The sequence below is a fragment of the Streptomyces sp. NRRL B-1347 genome (assembly GCF_000720325.1).
Classification (GTDB): Bacteria; Actinomycetota; Actinomycetes; order Streptomycetales; family Streptomycetaceae; genus Streptomyces.
Map to the genome: position 1 here is coordinate 22,708 of NZ_JOJM01000053.1, position 11,848 is coordinate 34,555.

The 11,848-nt window shown below is 72.5% G+C and carries 12 protein-coding genes; 6 read left to right on the plus strand and 6 right to left on the minus strand.

Annotation, left to right across the window (positions count from 1 at the left end):
• Position 1: 1 nt before the first annotated feature.
• The gene (locus IG74_RS0132825; protein ID WP_030684630.1) at positions 2-814 is read right to left on the minus strand and encodes an alpha/beta hydrolase; all 813 of its coding nucleotides are present in this window, start codon (positions 812-814) and stop codon (positions 2-4) included.
• 236 nt (positions 815-1,050) lie between these two features.
• On the opposite strand from IG74_RS0132825, the gene IG74_RS0132830 reads away from it, so the two are divergent.
• Positions 1,051-1,521 (plus strand): SsgA family sporulation/cell division regulator, encoded by a 471-nt coding sequence (locus tag IG74_RS0132830; protein ID WP_030684632.1) that lies wholly within the window; start codon positions 1,051-1,053, stop codon positions 1,519-1,521.
• 26 nt (positions 1,522-1,547) lie between these two features.
• Here IG74_RS0132830 and IG74_RS0132835 read toward each other — a convergent pair whose 3' ends face one another.
• A complete protein-coding gene (locus IG74_RS0132835) occupies positions 1,548-2,012 on the minus strand; it encodes a cupin domain-containing protein (protein WP_030684633.1) in 465 nt (154 codons plus the stop codon).
• 224 nt (positions 2,013-2,236) lie between these two features.
• Between IG74_RS0132835 and IG74_RS0132840 the strand changes: the two genes are divergently transcribed.
• Positions 2,237-2,704 carry an SsgA family sporulation/cell division regulator gene (locus IG74_RS0132840; protein WP_030684634.1) on the plus strand — a complete coding sequence of 156 codons (468 nt, stop codon included), beginning with the start codon at positions 2,237-2,239 and terminating at the stop codon, positions 2,702-2,704.
• Here IG74_RS0132840 and IG74_RS0132845 read toward each other — a convergent pair.
• The gene (locus IG74_RS0132845; RefSeq protein WP_051855831.1) at positions 2,665-4,320 is read right to left on the minus strand and encodes a tannase/feruloyl esterase family alpha/beta hydrolase; all 1,656 of its coding nucleotides are present in this window, start codon (positions 4,318-4,320) and stop codon (positions 2,665-2,667) included. The genes IG74_RS0132840 and IG74_RS0132845 overlap by 40 nt on opposite strands.
• Before the next feature lie 481 nt (positions 4,321-4,801).
• Here IG74_RS0132845 and IG74_RS0132850 point away from each other — a divergent pair, with 481 nt between their 5' ends.
• The 4 genes from IG74_RS0132850 (at position 4,802) to IG74_RS0132865 (ending at position 9,465) form a co-directional block, all read left to right on the plus strand.
• The gene (locus tag IG74_RS0132850) at positions 4,802-6,436 is read left to right on the plus strand and encodes an ABC-F family ATP-binding cassette domain-containing protein (RefSeq protein ID WP_030684637.1); all 1,635 of its coding nucleotides are present in this window, start codon (positions 4,802-4,804) and stop codon (positions 6,434-6,436) included.
• Positions 6,437-6,516: 80 nt separating this feature from the next.
• Positions 6,517-8,178, plus strand: a complete 1,662-nt coding sequence (locus tag IG74_RS0132855) for an ABC-F family ATP-binding cassette domain-containing protein (protein ID WP_051855834.1) — start codon at positions 6,517-6,519, stop codon at positions 8,176-8,178.
• Positions 8,179-8,246: 68 nt separating this feature from the next.
• Positions 8,247-8,807 carry a CGNR zinc finger domain-containing protein gene (locus tag IG74_RS0132860; protein ID WP_030684639.1) on the plus strand — a complete coding sequence of 187 codons (561 nt, stop codon included), beginning with the start codon at positions 8,247-8,249 and terminating at the stop codon, positions 8,805-8,807.
• Between the two features lie 103 nt (positions 8,808-8,910).
• Complete coding sequence (locus IG74_RS0132865) at positions 8,911-9,465, plus strand: hypothetical protein (protein ID WP_030684640.1); 555 nt, start codon at positions 8,911-8,913, stop codon at positions 9,463-9,465.
• Positions 9,466-9,479: 14 nt separating this feature from the next.
• On the opposite strand, the gene IG74_RS0132870 is transcribed toward IG74_RS0132865, so the two are convergent.
• The 3 genes from IG74_RS0132870 to IG74_RS0132880 are packed head-to-tail and all read right to left on the minus strand — an operon-like array spanning position 9,480 to position 11,846.
• On the minus strand, positions 9,480-10,349 hold the full coding sequence (locus IG74_RS0132870) for an arylamine N-acetyltransferase family protein (RefSeq protein WP_030684641.1): 870 nt from the start codon (positions 10,347-10,349) through the stop codon (positions 9,480-9,482).
• A 48-nt stretch (positions 10,350-10,397) separates the two neighbouring features.
• Positions 10,398-10,793: a pentapeptide repeat-containing protein gene (locus IG74_RS0132875; protein WP_030684642.1), complete on the minus strand. Its 396-nt coding sequence runs from the start codon at positions 10,791-10,793 to the stop codon at positions 10,398-10,400.
• Positions 10,794-10,796: 3 nt separating this feature from the next.
• A complete protein-coding gene (locus IG74_RS0132880; RefSeq protein ID WP_030684643.1) occupies positions 10,797-11,846 on the minus strand; it encodes a DUF4872 domain-containing protein in 1,050 nt (349 codons plus the stop codon).
• Between the last annotated feature and the right edge of the window lie 2 nt (positions 11,847-11,848).

The following is an 11,848-nucleotide window of genomic DNA, read 5'->3' on the forward strand; positions in this document are numbered from 1 at the left end:
CTCAGCCCTCCGGGGGGCGGGCGCGGACACCGCGTTCGGCCAGCCAGCCGAGCACGTGGTCGGCGACGGAGCGCCAGCCGCTGTCGATGACGAGCGAGTGGGCCCGGTCCGCGAACTGCTTCAGGTCGGTCACCGCCGTGGTGTCGCCGTACTGCTTGTACGCCGCTCGCGTGGCCGCGTCGGGCACGAGTCGGTCCTCCTGTCCGGAGACCAGGAGGAGCGGGCCGCGGTCCGCGTTGCCGACGTCCGCCACGGCGCGCGGGCTGCGGCGCCCCGCGCCGCAGCCGAGGTCGGTGAGCAGTCGGAAGGGGGCCGGCACCGCGTAGCGCTCGTAGAGGCGCCGGGACTCATCCGCCGCGACCGTGTTCGCCACCATCCGGCGGAACCGCTCCTGCGGCAGGGACAGAGACACCGCCGCCCCCGCGGGTCCGCTGCGGGCGCGGGGCAGCAGCCGTGCGTAGGAGGCGGGCAGCGGGATGTCGTTGATCGGGGCGGGGGCGATGGCCACCGCCGCGCGGCCGACGTCGGCGGCGATGAGGTGCTGGGCGATGAGCCCGCCGACCGAGTGTCCGACGATCACCGGCGCGGTGTCGAAGGACCGCACGATTCCCGCGTAGTGGTCGGTGAGCGCGTCCAGGCCGATGCGGCCGAGCGCGTCCGGCGCCGCGCGCAGGTCCCGGGCGGCGGCGGGCTCCCCCGGCCAGCCGGGCGCGGAGGCGAGGAACCCCCGGCTCGCGAAGCGCTCCACCCACGACTCCCAGCACAGCGCGTGCAGCCACAGGCCATGGATGAACACGACGGGAGTACGTTTCACGGCGGGGTTCCTCCGAGCATGACGGCCATCCGGCACCGGCGCGGCGGCGGCCGCTCCAGCATCGTTCAAGCGCAGGTCGGGGACGACAGTCGAATGACTTAATGACGGTCCTCAGTCCGCCGCGCAGCTCCGTCACGGCGGGCGGAACTCGACGGTCAACTTACGTACGCACGGCGCCCCGCGGGGAACGAGAGTGAATCGGGCCAGCTTCCGCCGCAGGGAAGGATCCACCCGTCATGAGCGGCCACCCCCCAGGTGTCCCGGCCTGCCGAACGGCACGGCCCGGGCTTCCGCAGCTCACCCTGGACGTCGAGCGGGTGCTCGGCGTCCGGGACCGCCGACGGGTCAGGGCCGCGTTCGACTTCGCACCGGAGGCCCCGTTGACCGTGTGCGCGGAGTTCGGCGTCGAGGGCGGCCCGCGTGTGGTGTGGCGCATCGGGCGGGATCTGCTCCGGCAGGGGCTGCGCACCAGGAGCGGGACCGGCGACGTGCAGATCTGGCCGTCGCGCGAGGAGAACCGGGCGACCGCGTGGCTCCAGCTGGCCTCCGGTGACATGGCGGCCCTCTTCGAACTTCCGGCACCGCCCCTCGCGGAGTGGCTGGAGCACACCTACCAGCTCGTACCCGCCGGTCAGGAGCTCTCCGAGGTCGACTGGGCCGCCACCACCGCGGAGCTCCTGACCGGTCCGCGAGCACCGTCCGACTGACGGCGGACGGTGCTCGGGGCCGGGCTCTAGTAGGTGGTCACCAGGGGCTTCGTCTCGTCGACGACGTACGTGGAGAGCATCATCGTCGTCACCTTGCCGACGTTGCGGGCATTGTGGATGGCCCCTTCGGGGATGAAGAAGGGGTCGCCCGTGCGCAGGCGGAGAGGCGGCCTGTCGTCGAACACCATCAGCACGTCACCCCGGATGATGTAGCCCACCTCGACTCCGGGGTGGCTGTGCCGCCCCGACTCCTTGTGCCGCGGGATCTCCACGAGGGTCTGCACGGCCTTCCACCCCTTCGCGGGTGAGGGGTGGTCCTGGAGGAGGGTACGGGTGACCCCTCCGGTCGGGTCGGGGTCCCCGGTGGGACGAGGGGCGGGGCTTGCGGCGGGCTCCGCGGCCGAGGCCGTGGCCGAAAGGGCGGCCGCGCTCAGCGCACCGGCCGCGGCGGCGCCGCTCGTCCGCAGAAGAAGGCGTCGGTCGATCGTCATGTCTCTCCATTCATGGAAGGGAAGGGTGGTCGAAGCCGCAGGCACGGAGCGGCGACCTCGGTGGCCGCGGTGGCCGCGGCGACCTCGGTGGCCGCGCCACATGCGGCGGCATGTCTCCTCGCCCGTACGCCACATGACTGGCCGTCAAGTGACTGATGTGCGGGCTCCGGCCCGTGGCGAAGAGTGGGAGGCGCAGACTTCGCACCACGAAGGGGAACTCAGTCGTGCACCGTGATCAGTCACCTCTGCGGGCGCGTTCGGCGCCCGGGCCCGTGCCGTCGCTGCTCGTCGACGTCGACCTGATGCTCGACGAGTTCACTCGGCAGCCGATGCGGGCGGCGTTCCGCTTCGACCCGGCCGCGCCCGCGGTGATCGACGCCGAGTTCCGGGCGGAACGAGGCCCGGTGCGCCAGTGGGGCATCGGCCGGGAGCTCCTGCGCGGCGGTCTGACGTCCATGAGCGGCCACGGCGAGGTGCGCATGTGGCCGACGCTGCCGGGGGCACGGCCCGCGTCGTGGCTGCTCCTCGAAACACCGGAGGTGGAGGCCCTGTTCGAGGTGCCCACGGCGCGGCTCGCACGGTGGCTCGACGCCACCTACCGCGTCGTCCCGGCCGCGGCGGAGCTGGACGGCCTGAACTGGGACGGCTTTCTTCAGGAGCTGCTCGACGGCCCGGGGACGCCGTCCGCCTGACCGGTCCGGGGCGGCTCGCAGCGGAAGCTGGAGGCTTCGTCCGGGTCGCCGTGCCCCCGGTAGCGGGACACCTGCGGGTAGGCGCACAGGTCGCGGGTGACGCTCCGCCCCTGGGCGTTGACGAGGGTGGCGGGCAGCACATCGGGGGCCTTGCCGCGCTCGACCCAGGTCCGCAGCGCGCCGAGGTCGTCGGTGGCTCCGTTGCCCTTGTTGAGGCCGCAGTGCGTCGTGCCCGGGGCGAGGAAGAGGCGGTGGAAGTCGTCGACGCGCTCCGCGCCGCCCATCGTCCGCTCGACCTGCTCGCGATACTCGACCGTGCCTTGGACGGGGATGAACTGATCGGCCTGGCCGTGCCAGCTCAGGAGCTTGCCGCCGGACTTGCGGAAGGCGGACAGGTCGGGGTCGTCGGTGCCGATGACCTTGTCGTACTCGGCCTGGGACTGCCGGAAGAGCCGGGTGAACCGGTCGTAGGTGATCGTCGCGACGTCGTACGACGGCTGCTTCTTCACCCAGGTCGCGACCCAGTGCCGGGGCACGGGGAACGGCTCGCCCTTGACGTTGCCGTGCGCGTCGGGCTCGGTGACGGCGGCCAGGCCCGTCAGGTCGGCGCCGACCGGCACGCCGGGCCACAGCTTCTTGCCCGACGCGGTGCGCGGGCCGTCCCAGATCTTGCGGACCACGGCCGCGTCGGCCGCCGTCACGGTCAACTCCCTGCCGTCGCACAGCACCTTGGTGCCGATCAGCCGGCGCGGGTCGAAGTCGCACCGGGCCGCGTCGTTCACCAGGCCGTCCTCGACGCCGTCGCGCGGGTCGCAGGCCTTGACGGCGGCGTCGGTGAAGGCCTTGAACGTGCAGGATGACGGGTAGGTCTTCTCGTTGTTCATGACCACCTGCGGCCACAGCGTGGCGACCTCGAACTCGTCCCAGTGGACGGCGGGCGCGTTGGCGAGGATGCCGTCGTAGTCGTCGGGGTGGCGCTGGGCCTCCATGTAGCCCTGGCGTCCGCCGGTGGAGCAACCGTTGAAGTAGGAGAAGGCGGCCCGTCTGCCGTAGACCGCGGCGACGGACCGCTTGCCGACGACCGCCGCCTCGTGCTGGGAGCGCGAGGCGAAGTTCTTCAGGAGCGCGGTGTTGACCCGCCCGTCGGCGCGCAGCCCCCAGCCGACGTCGAGGACGTCGCCGACGCCCGCGTCGGTGGTGGTCGCCGCGTAGCCGTTCTTGACCGCGGTGGCCAGGCCGACGCCGTTGTCCCCGGCCGCGTAGCCGCTGCCGCCGAACGCCTGGAAGCGGCCGTTCCAGCCTGCCGCGGGCAGCCACGTCCGGACCTTGGCGTGGTCGTCGGCGCCGGGGTGGGTGAGGGTGACCGTCACCTCGCAGTAGGCGGGGACACCGGTGACCGTGCCGCCCAGGACCCCGCTGCCGTGCACGGTGCCGCCCGGCCTGCGGGCCGCCGTCACGGACTCCACCTCGGCACCGGCCGGGGCCTTCACGGACGGCGCGACGCAAGCGGCTCTCGGGGCGCCGGAGTTCCCTAAGGGGGCCGCGGCCGCGGACGGCAGGTACACCGAAGCGGCCAGCGGGGCACCGGCCGCGAGGACCGTCAGAAGTCGTCTCATGGGTTGTCCCATCCGAGGAAGTAGGTGTGCGCGTGCGGGCGGCGACACATGTGTGCGGGCCTTCTCGAAGGTATCACCGGTTAGACCAGTGACGATAGGGGTGACGGCTCGGTGATGCACGACGAGCCCGTTCCCGGCGAACCGAGGTTCACCGGGAACGGGCTCTAGGTCCGCGCGTACGTCCGCGCATACGTCCGCGCATACGTCCGCGCATACGTCCGCGCATACGTCTGCGCATACGTCGACACGTGTCGCGGTCCGGCACGACGACACCTGCTACGCTGGGCGCGACTTGGACCGTTTGACCGAGGAGTCATAGACGTGGCGGGTGACGACGACATCTCCGGGTGAGACCCGGTTGTGAGCGGCCGTCGGGCGGCGCTGTACGAGCGCCGGTTCCGTGGCCCTCTTCGTCGTACCCCTTTCCCCACCCTGCCCAGGGCAGAGGTCTGTCTGCCCTCCACTCTTCGAGGTCACCTCCATGTCCGACGCCGCTGTCGTCTGCTCGAACGTCTCCTTCACCTGGCCCGACGACACCCCCGTCTTCCACGACCTGTCCTTCACCGTGGCCACCGGTCGCACCGGCCTGGTCGCGCCCAACGGCTCCGGCAAGAGCACCCTGCTGAAGCTGATCGCCGGTGAACTCAAGCCCGCCACCGGCTCGTTGTCCGTCAACGGCACGCTCGCCTACCTCCCCCAGAGCCTCCCCCTGGCCGCCGGGCTCACGGTCGCCGAGGTGCTCGGCGTCGCCGACGTGATCCGTGCGCTCGACGCCGTCGAGTCCGGTGACGTGAGCGAGGAGCACTTCACCACCATCGGCGACGACTGGGACATCGAGGAGCGCACCCGCGCCCAGCTCGACCGCCTCGGCCTGGCCGACCTCACCCTGGACCGCGGCCTGAGCACGCTCAGCGGCGGCCAGGTCGTCTCCCTCGGCCTCGCCGCCCAACTGCTCAAGCGCCCCGACGTACTGCTCCTCGACGAGCCGACCAACAACCTCGACCTCCAGGCCCGGCACAAGCTCTACGACGTCCTCGCGGACTTCACCGGCTGCCTGCTCCTGGTCAGCCACGACCGCGCGCTCCTCAACCGCATGGAGCGCGTCGCGGAACTCGGCAGCGACGAACTGCGCTTCTACGGCGGCAACTTCACCGCGTATGAGGAGGCCGTACGGGCCGAGCAGGAAGTCGCGGAGAAGAACATCCGCAACGCCGAGCAGGAGCTGAAGCGCGAGAAGCGGGAGCTGCAACAGGCCCGCGAGCGCGCCGAACGGCGGCAGAGCAACGCCGCCCGCAACCTCAAGAACGCCGGTCTGCCCCGCATCTTCGCAGGCAACATGAAGCGCGGCGCCCAGGAGTCCGCGGGCCGGGCGGGGCAGATGCACGCGGCCCGGGTCAGCGAGGCCAAGGCCCGGCTCGACGAGGCCGGGCGGGCGCTGCGCGACGAGCAGCGCATCACCCTCGAACTGCCCGACACCCACGTGCCCGCCGGGCGCAACCTCTTCCTCGGCGAGGGAATGCAGGTCCACCACGCCGACCGGGCCGTGTTCGCCGACGGCGGCGTGGACCTGAGCGTCCGCGGCCCCGAACGCATCGCGCTGACCGGCCCCAACGGCGCCGGCAAGACCACCCTGCTGCGCCTGGTCACCGGCGAACTCGCCCTGGACAGCGGGGAGATCACGCGCAACGACGGCCGGATCGCCTATCTCTCACAGCGCCTGGACCTGCTGGACCTGGACCGCACCGTGGCGGAGAACTTCGCCGCGTTCGCCCCCGAACGGCCCGAGGCGGAGCGGATGAACCTGCTCGCCCGCTTCCTCTTCCGGGGCCCGCGCGCCCACCTCCCCGCCGGGGTGCTCTCCGGCGGCGAGCGGCTGCGCGCCACGCTCGCCTGCGTGCTGTGCGCCGAACCGGCCCCCCACCTGCTCCTGCTCGACGAGCCGACCAACAACCTCGACCTGGTCAGCGCGGGCCAGCTGGAGAGCGCCCTCAACTCCTACCAGGGCGCCTTCATGGTGATCAGCCACGACGAGCGGTTCCTCGCCGAGATCGGGGTGAACCGCTGGCTGCGGCTCGCCGACGGACGCCTCAAGGAGACCGGGGCCCCGGAGGTGTGAGCCCCGACGTGTGCAGTGGCCCGCGCCGCGGCCGTGCGCCCGGCGGGCCGACCACCCACCACGTCGGAGGACTGACACCCGTGTCCCCACCAACCTCTGCACCCCACTCAGCCCCGGTCTCTCACCCCGCCCTGCTCGCCCATGACCTCGTCCGCGTCCTCGGCGGCCGACGCGTCCTCGACGGCGTCTCCCTGATCGCATCGCCCGGCCACCGCATCGGCCTGATCGGGGAGAACGGCGTCGGCAAGTCGACCCTGCTGCGGCTCCTCGCGGGCGCGGACGAACCCGACGCCGGACGCGTCTCGCGCCCCGGTGACCTCGGCTTCCTGCACCAAGAGATGCCCTTCGACGCGGACTCGACCGTCGCCGCGGTCCTCGACGAGGCGCTGCGCGAGGCCCGTGCGGACCTCGCCGAGCTCGAACGGCTCGGCGAGGAACTCGCCCGCGTCCCCGAGGACGCCCCCGGCCACCGGGAACTCCTCGGCGCCTACGCCGGGCGCCTCGAACGGGCCCAGGACCGCGAGGCCTGGGACGCCGACCGCCGCGCGGCCCTGGCCCTGGACGGCCTCGGCCTGGGCGCGCTCGGGCACGATCGCGCGCTCGGGTCGCTCTCCGGCGGGCAGCGCGGCCGCCTCGCCCTGGCCGCGCTGCTCGTCCGGCGGCCGTCGGCGCTGCTCCTCGACGAGCCGACCAACCACCTCGACGACGACGCGGCCGCCTTCCTGGAGGAGCAGATCCGCGCGCTGCCCGGCACCGTGGTGGCCGCGAGCCACGACCGGGCGTTCCTCGACGCCGTCTGCACCGACCTGGTCGACCTCGACCCGGCGGTGGCAGGCCCGGTGCGCTACGGCGGCAACTACAGCACGTATCTGAGCGAGCAGCGCGCCGAGCGGCGGCGCTGGGAGCGGCGGTACGCCGAGGAGCAGGAGGAGCTCGACGGGCTGCGGCACGCGGCGGGCGTGAGCGCCCATGTGGTCGCGCCGGACCGGGGACGGCGCGACCACGAGAAGATGGGCTACGGCCACCGGGCCGGGCGGGTGCAGAACCAGATCTCCCGCCGCGTACGCAACGCCACCCGGCGTCTCGCGGAGCTGGAGCGCGACCGGGTCGCCGAGCCGCCGCTCCCCCTGCGGTTCGCGGCCGGGGCGCTGGCCGCGACGGCGGAGGAGGACCCCCGGCCCCTGATCACACTGCGGGACGTCCGCGTACCGGGCCGGCTCGCCCTCGACGCCCTGGAGGTGTCGCCGACCGACCGGCTGCTGGTCACGGGCGCCAACGGCGCGGGCAAGTCGACGCTGCTCGCCGTGCTCGCCGGACGGCTCGCCGCCGCGGGCGTGGTGCGCGGGCGACGGCACCTCACGGTGGGGCTGCTCGCCCAGGACACCGTGTTCGACCGGCCCGACCGCACGGCGCGTGACACCTACGCGCTGTCGCTGGGCCCGGCACGGGCCGAGCAGGTGCCGCTTGCCTCGCTCGGTCTGCTGCACGCGGCGGACCTGGACACCCCCGTCGGCCGACTGTCCGTCGGACAGCGGCGGCGGCTCGCCCTCGCCCTCCTGGTGGCCCGCCCGCCCCAGCTCCTCCTGCTCGACGAACCCACCAACCACCTCTCGCCACGCCTGTGCGACGAACTGGAGGAGGCCTTCACCGGCGGCCCGGGCGCCATCGTCCTCGCGAGCCACGACCGCTGGCTGCGCCGGCGGTGGCAGGGCCGCGAGATCCGCCTGGAGCGGAGGTGCTGACCGGGGGACGCGGCCCGGCGCGGTGACGATTCTTGCGCCTCCTGACAGTCACCTGCCAGGATGGTGATGTGAATCTCGACCACGTTTTCGTATGCGGACACCCGGCGCTCGACTTCGCGGCCACCCTCCGTGCACGGCGCTCGACCCGGTTCGAGATGTTCGTGACGCCGGAGCGGCTCAACGCCTGGTACCTGGAGTCCGGCCTGGTGGACACGATCACGCCCGGCGACGACGCGGACGTCCGGGCGGCGATCACCGTCCGCGAGGCCGTGTACCGGCTCATCACCAACCGCCGCCTCGGCGAGGAGTTCGACCGCGAGGCGCTCGCCGTGCTCAACGGCGCGGCCCGCGAGACCCCGGTGACGCCCCAGCTCTCCCTGACCGGTCGGCACAACGAGGCGACCCCCGCGCAGGCCCTCGCCACCGTCGCCCGGCAGGCCGTCGAGCTGCTCAGCGGCCCGGACGTCCCGCTCCTCAAGGAGTGCGGCAACCCGGAGTGCACCCGGGTCTACGTCGACCGTTCCCGCGGCATGCGGCGCCAGTGGTGCGGCATGGAGTCCTGCGGCAACAAGATCAAGGCCGCTGCCTACCGCGCGCGGAAGAAGACCGCGCCCGCCGTGACCGTATGACGCACCCGGCCGGGCCGTGGTCACACGTGTGACCACGGCCCCTGCCACCCCCTCGACGTGGGTACGATGCGCTGCATCATCCATATCGAGGGAGTGAACGGTTGTGAGCAGCCGATCAGCCGCCCAGCTCCGGTCGCGGTACGTGGAACAGGTCGCGTCGGAACTGGCGGAGAACCGCAGGCGTCAGGAAGAGCTGGCGAAGAAGATCGAGCTGCTGAAGCAGGAGGAGACCCTCCTGACGGACATCCTCACCCTCGCCGAACGCTACGAAGGCTTCGCGGACGCCACGCGCCTGCCGGAGCAGGCGCAGGACGAACCCGCGGTCGCGCAGGCGAAGCGCGGCACGAAGACCAGCACGAAGACCAGCACGAAGACCGGCGCGACGAGCGGCACGAAGGAGCCGTCGCGCCAGCCGCTGCTCGGTGACCTGCTCCTCGACCTGCTCGCCGCCCACGACGAGCCCCGCTCGGCGAAGGACCTGCGAGACGAGCTCCTGGTGCGGCACCCGGGCCGCACTCCCACCCCGCAGGTGGTCCGGAACACCCTGGAGTCCCTGGTCGCCAAGGGCCGCGTCCGGCGCCACAAGCGGCAGCGGTCGGTGCTGTACACCCCGGTGGCGCCGGGCGACGCCGGTGCCCAGGCCAGGAACGGCGCCTGACCTGGGTGCGCGGTTCAGCCCGTGCGGGGGGCCAGACTCGACCGGACGTCGGCCACCCGCGCCAGCAGGTCGCGCATGTCGGGTGCGTTGAGCGTCAGTCCGAACTCGTCCGTCAGGACCTTCGCCAGGTCCCCGTCGTCCAGGTGTGACTTCTTCTCGCAGGTGCCGTCGGACCGGACGCGGGAGAACTCCCGGTTGAGCAGGCGCCGCAGTTCCCCACCGAGCCGCTGCATCACCACGAGCTGGCCGGTGAAGGGCGAATCGGGGTGCGTGGACGTGTAGTAGTGCGCCGCGTCGACATCGGCGGCGCGCTGGCCGTGGCCCGAGAACGCGTACATGGGGTTCTCCAGCGCCCCGGCCCTTTCGAGCAGCTGCCACCCCTCGTCGTGCGGGGCGAGGCGGAACGACCACTCCCCTTGGGCGCACCACGCGCCGTCGGCGAACGGCAGGGGTTCGAGCAGACCCGACCCGAACCCGACGTCGGCCAGCCACTCGCCGTCCGATCCGTGCACGTGCAGGGTCAGGTGCGTACGGGGCCAGGGACGCCCTGGACGCTCCCTGGGGCGGGCGAGGAGCCGCTCCACGCGGTAGCCCAGCCGGTCGAGCACCGCGCCGAACAGCAGGCCGTGCTCGTGGCAGTAGCCGCCGCGGCCGGACGCCACGAGCTTGTGCTGGATGTCCGCGACCGACGTGGAGACCTCGCACCCCAGGACGATGTCGATGTTCTCGAACGGGATCGTCTCCACGTGCGCGCGGTGCAGCAGCCGCAACGTCCGCCCGCACGGTCGCGCGCGGCTCAGATCGGGTCGGCCGACCCGTTTCAAGTAGGCGTCGAGGTCGAGCTGTTTCACGCCCCATTCGTCAGCAAGCGCAGGGGTCGTCACCGGGGCCTCCTTCCGACGAACCCGCCAGGCCTTCTGGGACCGGCTCCTCTAGGACCAGATGGTGAGGTAGTCGGAGATCACCGCCGACCGCTGGAAGCCCGGGTCGAGCACGGCGCCCGTGAGGTCCGCGCCGCTGAGGTCCGCGCCTTCCAGATTCGCCCCGACGAGCCGGCAGTTCGCCAGGTCCGCCTGGATCAGATAGGCCTCGCAGAGATCCGCGCCCTCCAGGATCGCGCCGCGCAGGTCGGCCGTCATCAGGTACGACTCGGTCAGCACGGCTCCCGTGAGGTCCGCGTCCACGAGATCCACCCCGCGCAGATCGGCGCCGTGCAGCCGCGCGGCCCGCAGATCGGGGCGGAACGGGCCCTCGGCCCGGCGTCGGCGAGCGTGTTCGTTCCACCGTTCGGGACCCTGCGTCAGTACGGATTCGTCCACCGTGGGCATGTCTCAACCTCGCGCCTGCAGAGCGGTCAGCGCGCCGAGCGCACGCTTCTCGACGTCCATCGCGGACCGGACGGTGTCGGTCACGCCGTCCACGAGCGACTTGAGATCCTCCCGCGAGCCCGCCGTGCCGCGCGCGAGGAGCGTGGATCCCAGGTTCTGCCACAGGCGGCCGCTCTCGAAGAACAGCTCGGCCGACGCGGCGTAGCGGGAGTCGTCCGTGGCCGCCGCCACCTTCGTGAGGAAGCGGCCCAGCATCGGGCGGAAGAGCCCTCCGCCCGTGCCGAACGACTCGATCTGCCGCCCGAGGTGCAGCAGTTGACGGGCCAGGGCGTCGGTGCGGATGACCCGTCCTTCCAGGTCCACGTCCTCGACCTCGCCCTGCTTCGACCGCGGCCACGCCGTCGCCGTGGAGACGAGTCGCTTCATGCCGGGCACTCCCAGGCTCCGGCTCCCCGGCTTGAGCACGTCACGGCAGAGGTTGCGCACGGCCACCGGGCCGACCAGGCCGAGGCGCGGGGAGTTCCGCCGCGGCCCGAAGACGTACACCTTGCGGTCCGGGTTCACCGGCGGCGAGTTCCGGCTGGACCGGGCCGCGTCGAGATCCGCCGCGCTGACGACGACGGGCTCGTCGAAAGCCGGGTCCGACACCTCGAAGGCCTCGTTCGGAAGGGCGCGCGTCACGTTGACGAAGTACCCGCCGAAGGACGAGCGGCCTTCAAGGCCCCAGTGCGGCAGGAGCCCGAGGTCCACCCGGGTCATGACGGCGGGCGCCGCCGCGAGGAGCTTCGCGAGGGCCGCGCTGGACTTCGGCGTGTGCGCGGCGACTTCGACGCCCATCAGCCGAGCGGCGCGCAGCGGCATGATCGCCTGCTTGCCGACCACGATGTCCGGCGCGTTCCCGTTGGCGGGGAAGAACGAGAAGCCGAAGCCCCCGTCCAGGCCGAACACCACTTCCTCGTCCACCTCGAAGCCCCCCGCGGCGAGGATGCCGCACTGGCAGGCCGACTCGCAGTGGATCCCTCGCCGATGGACATAGCGGCCTGCCGGGTTCACCG